The sequence below is a fragment of the Accumulibacter sp. genome (assembly GCF_016789985.1).
In the GTDB taxonomy this organism is placed as follows: domain Bacteria; phylum Pseudomonadota; class Gammaproteobacteria; order Burkholderiales; family Rhodocyclaceae; genus Accumulibacter.
Genome location: NZ_JAEUOL010000083.1, coordinates 1 through 18244, shown reverse-complemented (window position 1 = coordinate 18244; position 18244 = coordinate 1). Strand labels below are relative to the sequence as shown.

The window sequence follows — 18244 nt, the reverse complement described above, 5'->3', positions numbered from 1 at the left end:
ACCGATGCACATGGTCACCATGCCGTAACGCTGCCTGCTGCGCTGCAGGCCATGCACCAGAGTCGCGGTACGGATTGCGCCGGTGGCGCCCAGCGGATGGCCAAGGGCGATCGCCCCGCCCAGCGGGTTCACCTTCGCCGGGTCGAGTTCGAGCGTCCGGATCACCGCCAAGGCCTGTGCGGCAAACGCCTCGTTGAGCTCGAACCAGTCGACCTCATCCTGGCGGACACCGGTCTGCCTGAGCACCCGCGGGATGGCCTCGACCGGCCCGATGCCCATGATCTCGGGCGCCACACCAGCCACTGCGAAGCCGGCAAAGCGAGCCAGCGGCGTGAGGTTGAACTGCTTGAGGATCTTCTCCGAAACCAGCAACACGGCAGCCGCGCCATCCGACATCTGCGAGCTGTTTCCGGCGGTGACCGAACCACGCGCCGCGAAAACCGGGCGCAACCTGGCCAGTCCTTCAACGCTGCTGTCACGCCGCGGGCCTTCGTCGTTCTCGGCCAGATACTCCTTGACCGTCACCGCACCGCTGCGCAGGTTGGGGAGCCGCGCCTGAACCGCATAGGGTGAAATCTCGGCCCTGAAATGGCCAGCATCAATCGCCGCGCAGGCCTTCTGGTGCGAGGCCACGGCGAAGGCATCCTGGTCCTCGCGGGAAATCTTCCACTGCGCGGCGACCTTCTCGGCAGTAATGCCCATGCCGAAACCGATCGCGTAGTTTTCTTCCTTCTCGAAGATGACCGGATTGAGTGCGATCTTGTTGCCCATCATCTGGTTCATCAGCGACATCGTTTCGGTACCACCGGCAATCATCACATCGGCTTCACCGAGGCGGATGCGGTCGGCAGCCATCGCCACGGTCTGTACGCCGGAGGCGCAGAAACGGTTCACCGTGACACCGGGAACGGTGTTCGGCAGACCGGCCAGCAACAGGCCGATACGCGCGACGTTCATCCCCTGCTCCGCTTCGGGCATCGCGCAACCGACGATGACATCCTCGACCAGTACCGGGTCGAGACCCGGCGCTTGCGCCATCACCGAGCGGATGGCGTGCGCCAGCATGTCGTCCGGGCGAACGTGGCCCAGCATGCCCTTGCGCCGGCCGACCGGCAGGCGCGTCGCGGCGACGATGTAGGCGTCCTGAATCTGTTTGCTCATGATGTGTTCTCCTTGCTCGCTCAGTTACGCAGCGGCTTGCCGGTTTCCAGCATATGCTGGATACGTTGCCGGGTTTTCTGGTTCTTCAGCAGTTCGACGAAAAGCTTGCGCTCGACGGTCAGCAACCACTGCTCGTCGACCAGCGCTCCGGTCTCGATGTCGCCACCGCAGAGCGCGGTCGCTGCCGCCTTGGCGACGGCGTAGTCGTGCGCCGAAATCATGCCGCCTTCCTTCATGTTGGCCAGCATCATTTCGCAGTTGGCGATGCCGGTGCGCCCGGCCACCTTGATGCCGCGCGGCGACAGGCGCGGGTAATAGCCCGCCTCGGCCAGGCCGCGTGCCTCGCGCAAGGCCACATAGAGGAGTTCGTGAGCGTTGAAGACGACCTTGTCCGATTCGACGGCAAAGCCGAGCTCCTTCGCCTGCGCGCCGCTCTTCGACACGTTGGCCATGGCGATGGTCAAGAACACCGGCTGAATGAACTCGAACGGGTCGTTGCCGCCGGTCTGCGCCGCCGACTGTGCAGCGCGAATGGCAAACTCCTTGCAGCCGCCGCCGGCCGGAATCAGGCCGACCCCGGCCTCGACCAGACCGATGTAGCTCTCCAGCGCGATCACCCGTTTGGCGGCGTGCATCAGGAACTCGCAGCCGCCACCCAGAGCCATGCCCTGTACCGCCGCGACCACCGGCACCTTGGCGTACTTGAGTGCCATCGAGGTGTTCTGGAACTCGGCGACGTAGGTTTCCAGCAGTTCGAACTGGCCGGCAGCGATCGCCTCGGCGACCTCCTTGAGGTTGGCGCCCAAGGCGAACGGTGCCTCGTGCCAGACGACCAGCCCCTGAAAATCGGCCTCGGCACGGGCCACGGCTTCCTGCATGCCGACGATCACGTCGCGCCCGAGGGTGTGATTGCGCGACTTGACACTGACGATGGCGATGCCGTCGTCGAGCTGCGGCAGTTTCCACAAGCGGACACCTTCGTTCTCCCACACGGTAATGCCGGCCACTGGCTGCTCCCCCGGTACACGCTCGGGGAAGACCTGGCGCTGGTAGACCGGCAATGCCGAACGCGGCCGATAAGCATCGGCGCTCGCCGAGTAGGAACCCTGGGCGGCATGAACGCCCTGCCCGGCAACCCGACCAAAGACCCAGGCCGGCAGTGGTACCTGACTCATCGCCAGGCCAGCGTCGATGTCGGCCCGAATGGCCTCGGCAATCGCCTGCCAACCGGCGGCCTGCCAGCTTTCGAACGGTCCCTGCGCCCAACCGAAACCCCAGCGCATCGCGAAGTCGAGATCGCGCGCGTTGTCCGCGATGTCAACCAGGTGAAAGGCCGAGTAATGGAAGATGTCGCGAAAGATCGCCCACAGAAACTGCGCCTGCGGATGTCCGCTGGCGCGCAACTGGGCGAATTTCTCGGCCGGGTCACGGTTCTTCAGGATCGCCAGAACCGTCGGATCGATGTCGCCCGCCGTCTCGCGATAATCCTGGAGAGCAAGGTCGAGGACCTTGATCGCACGGCCATCCTTGCGGAAAATGCCGCAGCGCGTCTTCTGTCCCAGCGCGCCCTTGCCGATCAGCGCGGTGAGCCAGGCCGGCACACCGTAGTATCCATGCCAGGGGTCTTGCGGCAACGTGTCCTGCATAGTCTTGATGACATGCGCCAGGGTATCCAGCCCGACGACATCGGCAGTGCGATAGGTGGCACTTTTCGGGCGGCCGATGATCGGACCGGTCAGCGAGTCGACGATGTCGAAACCGAGGCCAAACCGCCGGGTGTGATGCATGACGGCAAGGATGGAGAAAACGCCGACCCGGTTGGCGACGAAGTTGGGCGTGTCGAGCGCGCGCACGATGCCCTTGCCAAGACGCGACACCAGCCAGGATTCGAGCTTGTCGAGCAGCGCCGGCTCGGTGCTGCGGGTGGCGATCAGTTCCACCAGATGCATGTAGCGCGGTGGGTTGAAGAAATGGATGCCGCAGAAGCGCGTGCGCAGTGCTTCGGGAAGGCCTTCCGACAGACGGTTGATCGACAGCCCGGAGGTATTCGAAGCGATGATTGCCTCAGCCGGGATGAAGGGCGCGATCTTGCGATAGAGATCGTCTTTCCACTCCATCCTTTCGGCGATGGCTTCGATGATCAGGTCGCAATCCTTGAGCAGATCGAGGTGCTGCTCATAGTTTGCGGCGTCGATGTAGCCGACGCGGTCCTTGGTCGCCAGGGGCGACGGCTCCAGCTTGCGGAGCCCGTCGATGGCTTTTCTGACGATCCCGTTGGGATCGCCCTCCCTGTCCGGCAGGTCGAAAAGCACTACCGGCACTTCGGCATTCGCTAGGTGCGCGGCAATTTGCGCGCCCATCACGCCCGCCCCGAGTACGGCGGCCTTGCGTACGATGAAGTTGCTCAAGCTGTCCTCCTTTTCTGGGTCGTCTACGCTCGCCGGGAACATCCCGCCGCGGCTATGCACAAAGCCACTCAAACGAACGTTTGAATTATACGCGAACTATTGCCTGAGTCAACACGAAAAAGATGGCGCCGCTTGGTAATTTCCGCCTCACGGCAAGCAGCGACGACCGTCAGGCACGGCCCGGCAGCCTCAGGCTTGTCGCCGTCAGTCGATTTCCGGCAGGGCCCGCTTGTTGCCGTGTTGGTCGATCGCCACGTAGGTCAGCACGGCTTCGGTCACCTTCACGGTGATCGGTTGCGCCGGGTGGCGTTCGGCGAAGACCTCCACCCGGACGGTGATCGAGGTGCGGCCGATACTGACCACTTCGGCAAAAAAGCTGACGACATCGCCGACCGATACCGGCTGCTTGAACAGGAAGGAATTCACCGCTACCGTGGTCACCCGGCCACGCGCCCGGCGCATCGCGGGGATCGCTCCGGCAACGTCGACCTGCGCCATGATCCAGCCGCCGAAAACATCACCCTGCGGATTGACTTCGGAGGGCATCGGCACGACGCGCAGGATCGGCTGCCTGTCGGGCAATTGCGTCATGGTGTCAGGCATGTTGGCTCCTCAGATAGTTGAGCGGTCCCCCAGTAAACGGCGCGAAGCCGGTTCCGAAGATGACACCGGCGTCGGCCAGATCGGCATCGGCGACGATCCCGTCGCGCACCAGTTGCTGCGTACGTTCGAGCAGCGGCTTGACCAGGCGGATGGCAAGCCCGTCCGGGACCGCACCCGCCGGGCCTTTGGTCGGCTTGCCGCCAGGGTAATCGTAGAAACCTCGGCCGCTCTTCCTGCCCAGGTGACCGGCGTTGAAGCGCTCGACCAAGCAGCGTGGTGGTTCGGCGGAAGCGCCAGCCAGACTCCTTCCGGCAGCCATCGCGACGTCGAGTCCGACCATGTCGACCAGTTCGATCGGCCCCATGGGCATGCCGAAGGCGAGCATGGCCTCGTCCACGGTTTCCGGCCTGCTGCCCTCGTCCACCGCGCGCATTGCCTCCAGCATGTAGGGCCCGAGGACGGCGTTGACCAGGAAACCCGGCGCGCTTTTCACTGGCAGCGACAGGCGGTCGATCTGCCGGACGAAAGCGGTCGCCCGCTGCACGCTCTCATGGTCGGTTCCATCGGCGGCGACGACCTCGACCAGCGGCATCTTGGCGACCGGGTTGAAGAAGTGGATGCCGATCAGTCGCTCGGGCCGCGCGAGCACCATACGCAGATCTTCGATGCGCAGGCTAGAGGTATTGGTTGCCAGCACGGCGTCCGGTCTGATCCGCCTCTCGATCTGTTCGAGCAGGGCGTGCTTGGCTTCGAGATTCTCGAAGATTGCCTCGATCACCACGTCGGCCTGCCGCGCGCCGTGCCCCTCGGGATCCGGGATCAGGCGATCCATGACGTTACGCAGTTCCCGTCCGTCCCTGATCCGCTGACTCCAGCCCGAGTAGGCACGCTGCAGGGCAGGTGCGATTCGTTCCATCCCCTGATCCTGCAGGGTGACGGTGAGCCCGCGCAGCGCGCACCAGGCGGCGATGTCACCACCCATGACGCCGGCGCCGACGACATGCACCCGCCCGGCCTGAAAAGCGCCCGCCTTGCCGAAGCTCTTCAGGCGCTCCTGCAGAAAGAACACACGCACCAGGTTGCGCGCCGTCGGCGAGCGAACGATGCTGTCGATCAGTCCGGGCGCAGCCAGCGCATTACCCTGGTGTCGGGCCCAGATGTCGATAATCGCGTAGGGCGCCGGATAGTGCTCGCGACGCGCGCGCCTGGCAAGCTGCTGGCGTGCGCCACTCGCCACCACACCCTTGAACGGGCCGTTGAGCAGGCGTTGCAGCAGGGGGAGACGGCGGCGTGGCGAATTGGCCACGACCAGCAGCGCGGCAGCGCTGTCCATGACGCGCGGCGGCACACAGTCGTCGGCCAGGCCGAGACGTTTGGCCTTCTTGGCATCGATCGTCTTGCCGGTCAACATCATGTCGAGCGCCGCCTGCGGCCCGATCCGCTCGGGCAGGCGCAGCAGGCCGCCCCACCCAGGCACGATGCCGAGCATCACTTCCGGCAGACCCATCCGGGTCGACGGCTCATCCACGGCCAGCAGGTAACGGCAGGCGAGCGCCAGTTCGAGACCGCCGCCGAGGCAATGCCCGCGAACCAGCGCCAGGGTGGGATAGGGCAGTGCCGCCAGACGGTTGAAAAGTTGCCAGCCGCGTGTCACGAGCTCGATCCCTTTCTCCGGCGTATCGAGCTGGGTGAATTCCTGGATGTCGGCACCGGCAATGAAGCCGGCTGCCTTTCCGGAGCGGAAGATCAGCCCTTTCGGCGGGCTATCCTCGAGTTGATCGAGCAGCAGGGCGAGTTCGTTCATCACGCCGCTCGACAGTGAATTGGCCGATTCTCCGGCCTTGTCGAACGTCGCCCAGGCCAAACCCGCGTCATCGACTTCGAGGCGCCAGTGCCGGTAGGGGTTTGCAGTACTGTCCATACGTTTTCCTCTATTGCCGTACTCGCTGTCACGGCTCGAGTCGAGCCGCACATCGCGAGCAGCAAGCCTTTCGCGACAAGTTCGCTTCATCCTTCGCCACATCGGCCAACTGCCGACAACGAAGCGCTCACGCTGCTCAGCCGATCGTTTCGACCAGCATCGCCCCGCCCTGCCCACCACCGATGCAGATTGCCGCAATACCACGCCTGGCGTTGGTGGCATGCAGGGCGTGCAGCAGGTGGAGGACGATGCGGGCACCCGATGCCCCGACCGGGTGGCCGGCAGCGATTGCTCCGCCGTCCACGTTGAGCTGCTCCGGCGCGAGCGTTCCGAGGGCGCCCGACAGACCGAGTTCGTCACGGCAATAGTCGTCGGATTCCCAGGCGGCGACGCAGGCGAGCACCTGGGCGGCGAAAGCTTCGTTGATTTCCCAGAGATCGATGTCGGCCAAGCCAAGTCGCTGTCGCTGCAAGATCGGCGTTGCGGCGTGCACCGGTCCAAGCCCCATCTGCGCTGGATCGAGGCCGGCCCACTGGGTATCACTGATCCTGCCCAGAGGCGCGAGCCGCCACTTGTCCACTGCCGCCTCAGACGCCAGGATCAGCCAGGCCGCACCATCGGTGATCTGCGAACTGTTGCCGGGCGTCACCCGGCCATACTTGCGGTCGAAAAAGGGTTTGAGCTTGGCCAGACCGGTCATGCTGGAGTCCGCACGCACGCCGTCGTCGTCGGCGTAGACGCGGCCCTTGACATCGACCAGCGGCACAATTTCGCCGAAGCGTCCGGCGACACGCGCCGCCAGGGCACGCTGGTGGCTGCGCACGCTGTATTCATCCATCTGCTGGCGCGAGATGCCGAAGCGCCAAGCGAGGTTTTCGGCGGTCTGCCCCATCAGCAGACCGACCACCGGATCGGTCAGACCCTTGAGCAGACCGATCACCGGCGACAACAACTGCGTCGGACGGAGTCGGGCAAACATGCCGATTTTCTGCCCGACGCTCCTCGCCTGCATCATCTGGGCGAACCAGCGCACCATCGCTTCGTTGTACAGCAGGGGGGCATGTGACAAGGCATCGACGCCGCCGGCAAGCACCAGTTGCGCGCGACCATTCTGGATATTGGCGACCGCCGAGTCGATCGCCTGCATACCGCTGGCGCAGTTGCGCATCACCGTCCACGCCGGCACCTGATGGCCACAGCCAAGACGCAGGGCGACGACGCGAGCGATGTTCACCTCGTCGGGCGACGGACTGGCGCAACCGAGAATCACCTCATCGAACGCAGCGGGTACGAACGGCTGTCGGATGAGCAGTGCACGCCCCGACTGTACCGCCAGATCGCTGGCGGCGAAAGGACCGGGCGCATTGCGTCCCTTGAGGAAGGGCGTACGTGCGCCATCGACCACGTAAACGGGCTGGAATGCCACCTATCTTCTCCTTCGTTCAGGCTGACCTCAGGGCAACAGGAGACACGGAACTCTCGCTCCGTGCCTCGGGCTTTGGAGCAGGTGGCGGCCGGCTATGCCGCCGCTTTGTGCAACAGCGGCTGCTGCCGCATGCGGCCCAGGTCGTGCGGAAAGTCGTCCACCCGGATGACGACATCGCGCAACTCGTTGCGTCGCTTGAGCACGGCGTACTCGGCCGACGTCACGATGCCGGCAGCGAATGCTGCATGCGCCAGGTCGCGGACGTTGGCACCGGGGTTGTCGAGCAGCACGCCGCTCTTCTCGGCCGTACGGATCTTGGCCTCGATCGGTTCGGCTTCGATACTTGCGGCCAGCGCCAGTTCGAGCGCGCCGACAGCCTCCGCTTCGGTCTTCGGCAGATAGGTTTCGGCGGTCAGGCGGTCGCGCGATGCCGATGGTCCGATCAGCAGCTTTGCCACTTGGTGACCGATGCGGTCCGACGGCACGTCATAGGGGTGACCGAGCGGAAAGACCAGACGGTAGAGCATGCGGCCGATCCAGCGCACGGGGAAGTTGGCAATCACCCCGTCGAAGGCCATCTGTGCCTTGTACATCGCATCCCACATCGCCCAGTGCATCAACGGTGCGTCGGCCTGCTGACGTCCTTCAGACTCGTAGCGCTTGAGGGTCGCCGAGCACAGATAGAGCATCGAGAGAATGTCGCCGAGACGCGCCGACAGTTTCTCGCGGCGCTTCAGCTCGCCGCCCAGAACCAGCATCGAGATATCGGCCAGGAAGGCGAAGGCCGACGAGAAGCGGGTGAGCTGCTGGTAGTAGCGTCTGGTCTCCGGCGCCACGTTGGCCGGCACGGCGACAAAATGAGAACCGGTAAGCCCCTTGCCCAAGGCGCCGAAGGCGTGCCTGATGGTGAACACGAAGTGTCCGAAGAGGGCGCGGTCGAAGTCGCGCAGGCCCTGCTGGCCGTCCGGGTTGAACGCTGCCTTCATCTCTTTCAGGACATAGGGATGGCAGCGGATGGCCCCCTGACCGAAGAGGATCATGCTGCGCGTCAGAATGTTGGCGCCTTCGACGGTGATACCGATCGGCAACTGCTGATAGGCGCGGCCGATGAAGTTGGACGGTCCGAGACAGATGCCCTTGCCGCCGACGATGTCCATGCCGTCATTGACCACCTGACGGGCCCGCTCGGTAACATGGTACTTGGCTATCGCCGAGACGACCGACGGCTTCTCGCCGAGATCGATCGCGCCGGCGGTCATCTTGCGCACTGCGTCCATCATGTAGGTGTAGGCGCCGATCCGGGTCAGCGGCTCCTCGACCCCTTCGAAACGGCCAATCGCCATCTTGAACTGGCTGCGCACCCGTGCATAGGCACCGACACTGCGCGCGGTCAGTTGCGCCATGCCGGTATTCGAAGACGGCAGTGAGATCGAGCGACCAGCCGCCAGACACTCCATCAGCATCCGCCAGCCCTGGCCGACCATCGCCGGACCACCGATCACGTAGTCGAGCGGCATGAAGACATCCTTGCCGCGGGTCGGGCCGTTCATGAACATCGCGTTGAGCGGGAAGTGCCGACGACCGATCTCTGCACCGGGGGTGTCGCGTGGCACCAGCGCACAGGTGATCCCGACATGCTTCCTGCCACCGAGCAGCCCGTCCGGGTCGTAGAGGTGGAAAGCGAGGCCGAGGATGGTGCACACCGGTCCCAGCGTAATGTAGCGCTTGTCCCAGGTGACCCGCATGCCGAGTACTTCCTTGCCCTGCCACATGCCCTTGCAGACGATGCCCACGTCAGGAATCGAGCCGGCGTCCGAACCGGCCCACGGACTGGTCAGCGCGAAAGCCGGAATTTCGATGCCCTTCGCCAAGCGTGGCAAATAGTGATTCTTCTGCGCTTCGGTACCGTAGTGCAGCAACAATTCGGCCGGACCGAGCGAGTTGGGCACCATCACCGAAACAGACAGCGCCGAGCAGCGGGTCGACAGTTTGGTGACGATCTGTGAATGCGCGTAGGCCGAGAACTCAAGCCCGCCGTACTTCCTCGGGATGATCATCCCGAGGAAGCCCTTGTCCTTGATGTACTGCCACGCCTCGGGCGGCAGATCATACAGCTCGCTCGTCACTCGCCAATCGTCGACCAGCGCGCAGGCCTGCTCGACCTCGTTGTCCATGAACGACTGTTCTTCCGGGGTCAGCTTGGGTACCGGATAGGCCAGCAGCTTGTTCCAGTCGGGATCGCCACGGAACAGTTCGCCATCCCACCAGACCGTGCCTGCCTCGAGCGCGACGCGTTCGGTCTCCGACATCTGCGGCAGAATCCGTTTGTAGGTACTGAAGATCGGCCGGCTGACCAGCGTTCGTCGCAAGGGACGAACGCCGAACAACACGGCCAGGCTCACCACGGTGGCACCGATGAGTATCGAGATGATCGTTGTGATCATGGCTGTTTCTCCTGTCATTGGTCTTGGGTTCTAGATCTCGGGTCTGATTTCTCTGGCCGCCTTTTCTGGCGACTCTTTTTGCTTTACTGCCGGCTCGTCGAATTGCGGCAAGGGCGCACGCAGACCACCGAGCAGGAAGGGCATCAAGCGCTGCGCGAGCCGCCTGGCGAATGCACTGTCGTCGAATTCCTCGGCCGGCATCTCGCCGGCCAGATCACCGACTTCGACACCGGTAACCACGCGCAGCACATCCGTGCCGGCAATGGCATACGACATGGCGCCAAGCATGAAATGCAGACGCCAGACGATCTCGGCTTGCGGCACGTCTGGCAAGGCCCGGTATAGCGCCCGTTTGTAACGCTCGATGACTTCCGCGTACTCGCCGGCAAAAAACGTCTGAATGAACTCGGCCGGCTCGGTCAGGGTGCGCCCAAGCAGGCGCAGAAAGGTCATGCCGCCCAAGGCCGGATTCTCGCCCATGCGCAACAGGGTTCCGAAAAATGCCTCGAGAATCTGCGATGGCTTGAGCGCTCCTCCGACCACCTGCTGTTCGAGGCGATCGAGGGCGCGCAAACGTTCCTCGTTGAGCCAGCCGAGACGACGCCGGAACACTTCGCGCAGCAACGCCTCCTTGGAGCCGAAATGGTAGTTGACCGCTGCCAGGTTGACCTCGGCTGCCCCCGTAATCATGCGCATCGACGTCGCTTCATAGCCGTTTTCCATGAACAGCCGTTCTGCTATATCGAGGATGCGCTCACGGGTATCACTGTTGGTCTTTTGTTCGGACATTGGCTCGCTGACCCAGGAATGGTGGAAGGCGAATGATTGAACCGCTTGGCAAGCGACTTCTTTCAAACGTTCGTTTTGATGTTACGGCCAGAAAAGTGGGAACGCAAGAGTTTTCTGCAGTTTTCTGTATCCCGGTTGAAGACTGGGTCGACAACAGAGCATACTCTGCAGTTCATGGACTCGATCGAGCAGCCGAAAAGATGCGTCGTACCTCCTCGCACGACCCCGCCCTCGGCTCGCCACCGGTTGCCGACGCCCATCTCGCCAGCACGCTGAACAAGCTGCTACCGTATCTGTGGCAGTACAGGTGGCGTGTCCTGCTCGCCCTATCGTGCCTGTTCGCGGCCAAAGTCACCAATGTCGGCGTGCCACTGGTCTTCAAGCAGATGATTGACGGCCTGGGCAGCACTCAGCAAGCACTCGCCTTGCCCGCCCTGTTGCTCCTGCTCTACGGAGCGCTGCGCTTTTCCACCTCACTGTTCACCGAATTGCGCGAGATCCTTTTTGCACGCGTCACGCAACGTGCCGTGCGGCGGATCGCCCTCGAGGTCTTCCGGCACCTGCACGAACTCTCGCTGCGCTTCCATCTTGAACGGCAGACGGGAGGTGTTTCGCGCGACATCGAGCGCGGCAGCCGATCAATCTCCAGCCTGATCAGCTATACGCTCTACTCGATCCTGCCCACGCTGGTCGAGATCAGCCTGGTACTCGGCGTCCTCCTGGTCAGGTACGACGTCTCCTTCGTCCTCATCACTCTGGCCTCGCTGACCGCCTATGTGGTATTCACGGTCAAGGTCAGCAACTGGCGCATCGCCATCCGCCGCAAGGTCAACGAAACCGATTCGGCAGCCAATACGCGTGCCATCGACAGCCTGCTGAACTACGAAACCGTCAAGTACTTCAACAACGAAGACTACGAGGCTGGGCGTTACGATCGGCAGATGCAACACTGGGAAGACGCCGCCACGCGCAGCCAGATTTCGCTCTCCTGGCTCAACTTGGGCCAGCAGTGCATCATCGCACTCGGTGTCACGGCAATGATGTGGCAAGCGGCCAGCGGAGTGGTCGCCAACAGCATGACGATTGGCGATCTGGTGCTGGTCAACGCTTTCCTGATTCAACTCTACATGCCGCTCAACTTCCTTGGCGTGGTGTACCGCGAGATTCGCCAGGCGCTCACCGACATCGAACGCATGTTTGACCTGCTGGCGGTCAACCGCGAGATCGCCGATGCCCCCGACGCGCTTACCCTTGCCCCTGGGCCGATGCAGATCGCTTTCTCGGAGGTCGCGTTTTCCTACGAAGCAAACCGACAGATCCTGCATGGCGTCAGCTTCACCATTCCTGCCGGGCACACGGTCGCCGTGGTCGGCCAGTCGGGTTCCGGCAAATCGACTCTGGCGCGCCTGCTCTATCGCTTCTACGATGTCAGCGGCGGCTGCATCCTGCTCAATGGCTGTGATCTGCGGCAACTCACCCAGTCCAGCCTGCGTGCTGCAATCGGCATCGTGCCGCAAGATACCGTACTGTTCAACGACAGCATCTATTACAACATCCAGTACGGCAACCCGCAGGCCAGCCGCGACCAAGTCCTGGCGGCGGCCGGCGCGGCGCAACTCGCCAATTTCATCGAGCAACTGCCAGGAGGCTATGAGACGCGCGTCGGGGAGCGCGGATTGAAACTATCGGGTGGCGAAAAGCAACGGGTTGCCATCGCCCGAGCCCTGTTGAAAAACCCGCCGGTGTTGATCTTCGATGAAGCCACCTCGGCACTCGACTCGAAAACCGAAAAGGCCATCCAGATCAGCCTGGACAGTGCCGCCCGCGGTAGAACGACCCTGGTGATCGCGCACCGCTTGTCGACGATCATGAATGCCGACGAGATCCTGGTCATCGATACCGGCCGCATCGTCGAGCGCGGCACCCACCAGCAACTCGTCGAGGCCGGCGGCGCCTATGCCCAGATGTGGGCCCTGCAGCAACTCGAGGAGTCCGCCGAGACCGGCGCCGAGCAGCGCCCGCCGATCTGACGGCAGACACGCAAAAGCCAGGCCGTAGCCGAGCCAGGCCTTTCAGGACAAGCTCAAGGCGCATGGCATGACCTGCTCGATGAGCCGGCAAGGAAACTGCTGGGATAACGCCCCGACGGAAAGCTGGTTCAACCGCTTCAAGAACGAGCGGGCGCATGGCGTTCGTTACGCCACGCACGCCGAGATCAAGGCTGCCGCCTTTGAATACATTGAGGTCTTTTACAACAGAAAACGGCAGCATTCGACCCTCGGCTACAAGTCGCCCATGCAGTTCCTGGCGGCTTGGCTCAGCAGCCAGAATCAGGAAAAAAGGGCCGCATGAAACCCACTCGTTGGCAGACGAAAAACCGAGGGAACCTCATAGCCTCCGATGAATGGCAGTTATTTGTGGCTGCAACAACGTCCTCCTCCGCTCTTCTGTTCGCTTCCACGATACCGTATCCTTTCGGCATGAGCGAATGGCAATCCTTGGCGGTTGAGAATCCCGAAATCCCCGAAGTCCTCGACATGGACGGCGGAGAAACGATTGGCGCCGCCGAAGCGATCGGCGACGACTACGCCATGGCCATCCAGCTCCGGATGGAGCTGCGCGCATCCATCGCACGCGAGAAGCCCAAGTTCCTTTGCCCGATCTGCCAAGTCCCCGTCTATCTGGTTTCCCGCAAGGAGGGCCGGCGCTTCTTCTTCCGCCATCTGATCGAGGATGGCCGCTGCTCCGCCCACACCCGGGGCGAGCTGGGCGAGAAGGAGATCGACGCCCGCCGATACAACGGAGCCAAGGAAAGCCGCGACCACCTCCGGATGAAAGAGATCGTCGCCGAGAGCATCGCCTGCGACCCGAGGTTCTCCCTGCCGAAGACCCAGGAGACTTGGAAGGGGGCACTCGGAGGGTGGCGCTGGCCGGATGTCCAGGCCAAGTTCGGTGAACTGCGGATGGCCTTCGAGATCCAGCTCTCCACGACCTACATTCGCGTCATCGCCGAGCGGCGGGAGTTCTATCTCCGGGAGGGCGGGCTGCTGGTCTGGCTGTTCAAGCGCTTCGACGAAAGCGGCAACCGCCTCACGCAAGACGACGTCTTCTACAACAACAACCGCAACGTGTTCCTGGCCAGCGAGGAGACGCTGGCGGCCTCGAAGGCGGCCGGCAAGCTGTGCCTCGAATGCCGATGGACAGAGCCGGTCTTAGACGGCGGCTCGGTCGTCCTCCATTGGCAGCGAAAGATCGTTTCCATCGACGATCTCACCGTCGACACCGAGCGGCAGCGGATCTTCTTCTACGATTTCGACGGAACCGTCGCCCGGCTGTCCGCGAACGCGAAAGCCGCCCGGGAGGAGACGCTGCGGCGACGCTTCGAGGCGTTCTGGCTGGATCGGGCCGAGCGCGGCCGGAGCGACGGACGCGACGACTTGGGGCCTTGGAACGGCTTCAGGAAGGCCTTTGACGAGATCGGATTGAAGCTGACGACCTATCCTGGCGGGGAAGGCTCGGAGACTCTGCTCAATGCCCTGTATAGCGCCAAGCACGGCCGGATCATCGGGTGGAGCTACAAGAAGTTCATCGAGATCGCGCACCGCATCGCCGGCGGCCACAAGCCCTACCTGTGGGCTTTCCGCCTAGCGCTGGCTGCCTACGATAGGCGGGCGTTGATCCTGTCCGAGGACCAGTCCGGGCTGTGGCGGAAGAAGGTCGCGCGCTACAAGGACTTGATGGACGAGGGAGCCGCGGAATACCAGCCGGACCGCCGCTTTGACGGTCTCGTCGCCTTCCTGTTTCCGGAGATCGCCGACGGCCTCGGAAAGTATCCGACCCCCGAGCCTGGAAAAGGCTAGGGCCTCCGAAGAGGCCCCAGATGCCGGCTCAACTCGCCGGATTTATTTCAACAGATTTAGGAAACGGTTCAGCCGTTGCCTGGCTTTTGCGAATCCTGCTTGCTGCCGACGGGAGCAAGTCTAACTGGTTGCCGAATCGCTCGCTGCTTCCGGCCGGTCGAGCAGTTCGATGAAGGCCATCGGCGCATTGTCACCATCGCGGAAACCGCACTTCAGAATCCGCAGATAGCCCCCGCTTCGCATCGCGTAACGCGGCCCGAGTTCGTCGAACACTTTGACCACCATATCGCGATCGCGCAGCCGGTCGAAAGCCAACCGACGATTGGCCAGACTTGGCGTCTTGCCGAGCGTGATGATCGGCTCGACCACCCGCCGCAGCTCCTTTGCTTTCGGCAGTGTGGTCTTGATGACCTCCGAACGCAGAAGTGAGACGGTCATGTTCTGCAACATCGCCAGCCGGTGCGAGCTGGTACGGTTCAGTTTGCGAAGCCCCAAACGGTGACGCATATCAATTCCTTCCTGTTCTTTTCCGGCTGTTCACTTCTCAAGCCCGGCGGGCGGCCAGTTCTCGAGTTTCATGCCCAGGGTCAGGCCGCGAGCGGCCAGCACTTCCTTGATTTCATTAAGTGACTTGCGCCCGAGGTTGGGCGTCTTCAGCAACTCGTTCTCGGTTCTCTGGATCAGATCACCGATGTAGTAGATGTTCTCGGCCTTGAGGCAGTTGGCCGAGCGTACGGTCAGCTCGAGGTCATCGACCGGCCGCAAAAGCAGCGGGTCAACCTGGATCGTCTTCTGATACTCGACCGGCATTGCCGTTCCGGCAAGGTCGGCGAATACCGAGAGCTGTTCCATCAGGATGCGTGCGGCAGTGCGGATCGCCTCTTCCGGCTCGATTGCACCATTCGTCTCGATATCCATCACCAGCTTGTCAAGATCGGTCCGCTGCTCGACACGCGCGCTCTCCACCGCGTAGCTCACCCGGCGCACCGGGCTGAAAGACGCATCGAGGACGAGCCGACCGATGCTCTTGCCACCATCACCCAGTTCCCGCAGGTTGCCGGCAACATAGCCGCGCGAACGCTCGACCTTCATCTCCATCGCCAGCTTGCCGCCGGCCGAGAGGTGGGCGATGATGTGTTCGGGGTTGATTATCTCGACATCGTGCGAGACTTCGATATCCCCGGCCCGAACGATTCCCTTGCCTTCCTTGCGAAGGTGCAGGACAACCTCTTCGCGGTTGTGCAGCTTGAACACCACTCCTTTGAGGTTGAGCAGGATGTCGACAACGTCCTCCTGCACACCGTCGATCGTCGAATACTCGTGCAGGACGCCTTCGATGGTGACTTCTGTCGGTGCGTAACCAGGCATCGACGAGAGCAGAATACGGCGCAAAGCGTTGCCGAGCGTGTGTCCGTAGCCGCGTTCAAACGGCTCCATGACCACTCGTGCATGCACCGGCGACAAGCTCTGCACATCAATGATGCGCGGTTTAAACAATCCACTGCTTTGCATGTACAGTCCTTTGCCTGATTCCTTCAAGCCTCGCCGCTGTTACTTCGAGTACAGTTCGATGACCAGACTCTCGTTGATCGTTGGCGGCAGCTCGCTACGCTCGGGATGCGCCTTGTACGTACCTTTGGCTGTCTTGGCGTCGACCTCGACCCACTCTGGAAAACCCCGGGCTTCGGCAGCAGCGAGCGCCGCCTTGACGCGCAGGTGGGCCTTGGCCTTTTCGCAGACCTCCACGACATCACCCGGACGAACCTGGTAGGACGGAATGTTGACACGCCGACCATTGACCAGGACTCCATTGTGCCGTACCACCTGGCGCGACTCGGAGCGCGATGCCGCAAAACCCATGCGGTAGCAGACGCTGTCCAGACGGGCCTCAAGCAACTGCAGGAGCACCTCACCGGTAACGCCCTTGCGGCGGTCTGCTTCCTGGTAGACCTTGCGGAACTGGCCTTCGAGGACACCATAGATGCGGCGGATTTTCTGCTTCTCCCGCAGGTGTACCCCGTAGTCGGACAGCCGTTGCCCGGACTTCTGGCCATGCTGACCGGGGGCGTACGAGCGGCGTTCGATCGCGCACTTGTCGGTAAAGCACTTCTCACCCTTCAGGAACAACTTTTCGCCTTCGCGGCGGCATTGACGGCACTTCGGATCGAGATTGCGAGCCACTTTTCCTTCTCCTTAAATCCGACGCCGCTTGGGCGGCCGACAGCCATTGTGCGGAATCGGCGTGACATCGGTAATCGCCGTGATCTTCATACCCAGGGCATTGAGCGCACGCACCGAAGACTCGCGTCCGGGGCCGGGCCCCTTGATGCGCACCTCGAGGTTCTTGACACCGCACTCGACCGCCACTCTGCCGGCCGCCTCCGCGGCAACCTGCGCGGCAAAAGGTGTGCTCTTGCGCGAGCCTTTGAAGCCGGCACCCCCGGAGGTCGCCCAGGACAGAGCGTTCCCCTGACGATCGGTGATGGTAATGATCGTGTTGTTGAAAGACGCGTGGATGTGGGCAACGCCCTCTGCCACGTTCTTTCTGATTTTGACTTTCTTGCGAACTTTTACAGCGGTCTTGGCCATAGTCAGGTCCTAGCTCCTATCATTTCTTGCCGGCGATCGGCTTGCGCGGACCCTTGCGCGTACGCGCATTGGTTCGCGTCCTCTGGCCACGCGACGGCAGACCCTTGCGGTGGCGGAGACCACGGTAGCAGCCAAGGTCCATCAACCGCTTGATGCTCATGGTTACTTCGCGACGCAAATCGCCCTCGACACTGAACTTGCCAATCTCGTCGCGCAGACGCTCCAGCTCGGCCTCGGTTAGGTCCTTCATTTTTGTTGAACGTACAACCCCAGCTGCATCACAAATTTTCTGTGCGCGTGGACGTCCGATACCGTAAATCGCGGTAAGCGCGATTTCGGCATGCTGGTGGTTCGGGAGGTTTACGCCTGCGATGCGGGCCATCGATTCACCCCAAAATAATCGAAACTTGCAATTATATCTTCAACCGCTGACAACTCGACGAGTCGCAGCGATCAACCCTGACGCTGTTTGTGACGTTGATCCGAACAGATCACCCGCACAATGCCATGGCGCCGAATGATCTTGCACTTGCGGCAGATCCGCTTGACCGATGCCAGCACTTTCATGATTTACTCCTGATTCTCCGGATCGAGGCGCAGCCAGCCTTTCGCCGATTTTTTGCGTAGAGATTCTTCACTTCGCGCGGAAAACGATTCGCGCGCGACTCAGATCGTAGGGTGTCAGTTGCACTGTCACCTTGTCACCCGGCAGAATCCGGATATAGTGCATCCGCATCTTGCCCGATATGAAGCCAAGAACGATGTGACCGTTCTCCAGTTTCACCCGGAAGGTGGCATTGGGCAGGTTCTCGATTACCTCGCCCTGCATTTCAATCAAGTCTTCCTTTGCCATCCTATTTCGCCGGATATCCGGAGCCTTTGAAGTTCGCTTTCTTCAAAAGGCTCTCGTACTGGTGGGACATGGCATAGGCCTGGACCTGAGTCATGAAATCCATCGTCACAACGACGATGATCAACAGCGAAGTGCCACCGAAGTAAAAGGGCACGTTCCATTTCAGGATCAGAAACTCCGGCAGCAGACA

Annotated in this window: 16 protein-coding genes and 2 pseudogenes; 3 read left to right on the top strand and 15 right to left on the bottom strand. The window is 62.3% G+C overall.

Features of this window, described 5'->3' with window-relative positions:
• The 7 genes from JNK99_RS05060 to JNK99_RS05030 all read right to left on the bottom strand — a co-directional run.
• Window positions 1-1161, bottom strand: a 1161-nt coding sequence (locus tag JNK99_RS05060; protein ID WP_291849545.1) for an acetyl-CoA C-acyltransferase, incomplete at its 3' end; no start/stop codon positions are given.
• A gap of 20 nt (window positions 1162-1181) precedes the next feature.
• A complete protein-coding gene (locus JNK99_RS05055) occupies window positions 1182-3569 on the bottom strand; it encodes a 3-hydroxyacyl-CoA dehydrogenase/enoyl-CoA hydratase family protein (RefSeq protein WP_291849542.1) in 2388 nt (795 codons plus the stop codon).
• Between the two features lie 204 nt (window positions 3570-3773).
• Entirely contained in the window at window positions 3774-4172 is a 399-nt protein-coding gene (locus JNK99_RS05050) for an acyl-CoA thioesterase (RefSeq protein ID WP_291849539.1), read from the bottom strand.
• Window positions 4165-6093, bottom strand: coding sequence for a 3-hydroxyacyl-CoA dehydrogenase NAD-binding domain-containing protein (locus JNK99_RS05045; RefSeq protein ID WP_291849536.1), 1929 nt, complete (start codon window positions 6091-6093; stop codon window positions 4165-4167). The genes JNK99_RS05050 and JNK99_RS05045 overlap by 8 nt, the downstream gene beginning before the upstream one ends.
• 136 nt (window positions 6094-6229) lie before the next feature.
• Window positions 6230-7519, bottom strand: a complete 1290-nt coding sequence (locus JNK99_RS05040; protein WP_291849533.1) for an acetyl-CoA C-acetyltransferase — start codon at window positions 7517-7519, stop codon at window positions 6230-6232.
• Between the two features lie 92 nt (window positions 7520-7611).
• Complete coding sequence (locus tag JNK99_RS05035) at window positions 7612-9963, bottom strand: acyl-CoA dehydrogenase (RefSeq protein WP_291849530.1); 2352 nt, start codon at window positions 9961-9963, stop codon at window positions 7612-7614.
• A gap of 30 nt (window positions 9964-9993) precedes the next feature.
• Window positions 9994-10752: a TetR/AcrR family transcriptional regulator gene (locus JNK99_RS05030; protein WP_291849526.1), complete on the bottom strand. Its 759-nt coding sequence runs from the start codon at window positions 10750-10752 to the stop codon at window positions 9994-9996.
• A 200-nt stretch (window positions 10753-10952) separates the two neighbouring features.
• Here JNK99_RS05030 and JNK99_RS05025 point away from each other — a divergent pair, with 200 nt between their 5' ends.
• The 3 genes and pseudogenes from JNK99_RS05025 (at window position 10953) to JNK99_RS05015 (ending at window position 14612) form a co-directional block, all read left to right on the top strand.
• Window positions 10953-12782 (top strand): ABC transporter ATP-binding protein/permease, encoded by a 1830-nt coding sequence (locus tag JNK99_RS05025; protein WP_291849524.1) that lies wholly within the window; start codon window positions 10953-10955, stop codon window positions 12780-12782.
• 40 nt (window positions 12783-12822) lie between these two features.
• A pseudogene (locus JNK99_RS05020) lies at window positions 12823-13104 on the top strand (IS3 family transposase); the annotation flags it as partial.
• On the top strand, window positions 13101-14612 hold the full coding sequence (locus tag JNK99_RS05015; RefSeq protein WP_291849521.1) for a DUF6035 family protein: 1512 nt from the start codon (window positions 13101-13103) through the stop codon (window positions 14610-14612). The pseudogene JNK99_RS05020 and the gene JNK99_RS05015, both read left to right, overlap by 4 nt.
• A gap of 120 nt (window positions 14613-14732) precedes the next feature.
• Here JNK99_RS05015 and rplQ read toward each other — a convergent pair whose 3' ends face one another.
• The 8 genes and pseudogenes from rplQ to secY form a co-directional block, all read right to left on the bottom strand.
• Window positions 14733-15119 carry a 50S ribosomal protein L17 gene (gene rplQ / locus JNK99_RS05010; protein WP_291849518.1) on the bottom strand — a complete coding sequence of 129 codons (387 nt, stop codon included), beginning with the start codon at window positions 15117-15119 and terminating at the stop codon, window positions 14733-14735.
• 30 nt (window positions 15120-15149) lie between these two features.
• Window positions 15150-16124, bottom strand: coding sequence for a DNA-directed RNA polymerase subunit alpha (gene rpoA / locus JNK99_RS05005; RefSeq protein ID WP_291849516.1), 975 nt, complete (start codon window positions 16122-16124; stop codon window positions 15150-15152).
• Between the two features lie 39 nt (window positions 16125-16163).
• The gene (gene rpsD, locus JNK99_RS05000; RefSeq protein ID WP_291849512.1) at window positions 16164-16793 is read right to left on the bottom strand and encodes a 30S ribosomal protein S4; all 630 of its coding nucleotides are present in this window, start codon (window positions 16791-16793) and stop codon (window positions 16164-16166) included.
• 12 nt (window positions 16794-16805) lie between these two features.
• Window positions 16806-17201 (bottom strand): 30S ribosomal protein S11, encoded by a 396-nt coding sequence (gene rpsK, locus JNK99_RS04995; RefSeq protein ID WP_291849509.1) that lies wholly within the window; start codon window positions 17199-17201, stop codon window positions 16806-16808.
• 19 nt (window positions 17202-17220) lie between these two features.
• A complete protein-coding gene (gene rpsM / locus JNK99_RS04990) occupies window positions 17221-17583 on the bottom strand; it encodes a 30S ribosomal protein S13 (RefSeq protein ID WP_291849505.1) in 363 nt (120 codons plus the stop codon).
• A gap of 71 nt (window positions 17584-17654) precedes the next feature.
• A complete protein-coding gene (rpmJ, locus tag JNK99_RS04985; protein ID WP_287460219.1) occupies window positions 17655-17768 on the bottom strand; it encodes a 50S ribosomal protein L36 in 114 nt (37 codons plus the stop codon).
• A 67-nt stretch (window positions 17769-17835) separates the two neighbouring features.
• Window positions 17836-18054, bottom strand: coding sequence for a translation initiation factor IF-1 (infA, locus tag JNK99_RS04980; RefSeq protein ID WP_287635448.1), 219 nt, complete (start codon window positions 18052-18054; stop codon window positions 17836-17838).
• Between the two features lies 1 nt (window position 18055).
• Window positions 18056-18244, bottom strand: a pseudogene (secY, locus tag JNK99_RS04975) (preprotein translocase subunit SecY); the annotation flags it as partial.

Bases quoted from the DNA above. Each gene is read 5' to 3' on its own strand.
- rpsM (WP_291849505.1), bottom strand. From the start codon at position 17,583: ATGGCCCGCATCGCAGGCGTAAACCTCCCGAACCACCAGCATGCCGAA.
- JNK99_RS05045 (WP_291849536.1), bottom strand. From the start codon at position 6,093: ATGGACAGTACTGCAAACCCCTACCGGCACTGGCGCCTCGAAGTCGAT.
- JNK99_RS05035 (WP_291849530.1), bottom strand. From the start codon at position 9,963: ATGATCACAACGATCATCTCGATACTCATCGGTGCCACCGTGGTGAGC.
- infA (WP_287635448.1), bottom strand. From the start codon at position 18,054: ATGGCAAAGGAAGACTTGATTGAAATGCAGGGCGAGGTAATCGAGAAC.
- rpmJ (WP_287460219.1), bottom strand. From the start codon at position 17,768: ATGAAAGTGCTGGCATCGGTCAAGCGGATCTGCCGCAAGTGCAAGATC.
- JNK99_RS05050 (WP_291849539.1), bottom strand. From the start codon at position 4,172: ATGCCTGACACCATGACGCAATTGCCCGACAGGCAGCCGATCCTGCGC.
- rpoA (WP_291849516.1), bottom strand. From the start codon at position 16,124: ATGCAAAGCAGTGGATTGTTTAAACCGCGCATCATTGATGTGCAGAGC.
- rplQ (WP_291849518.1), bottom strand. From the start codon at position 15,119: ATGCGTCACCGTTTGGGGCTTCGCAAACTGAACCGTACCAGCTCGCAC.
- JNK99_RS05015 (WP_291849521.1), top strand. From the start codon at position 13,101: ATGAAACCCACTCGTTGGCAGACGAAAAACCGAGGGAACCTCATAGCC.
- JNK99_RS05025 (WP_291849524.1), top strand. From the start codon at position 10,953: ATGCGTCGTACCTCCTCGCACGACCCCGCCCTCGGCTCGCCACCGGTT.
- rpsK (WP_291849509.1), bottom strand. From the start codon at position 17,201: ATGGCCAAGACCGCTGTAAAAGTTCGCAAGAAAGTCAAAATCAGAAAG.
- JNK99_RS05030 (WP_291849526.1), bottom strand. From the start codon at position 10,752: ATGTCCGAACAAAAGACCAACAGTGATACCCGTGAGCGCATCCTCGAT.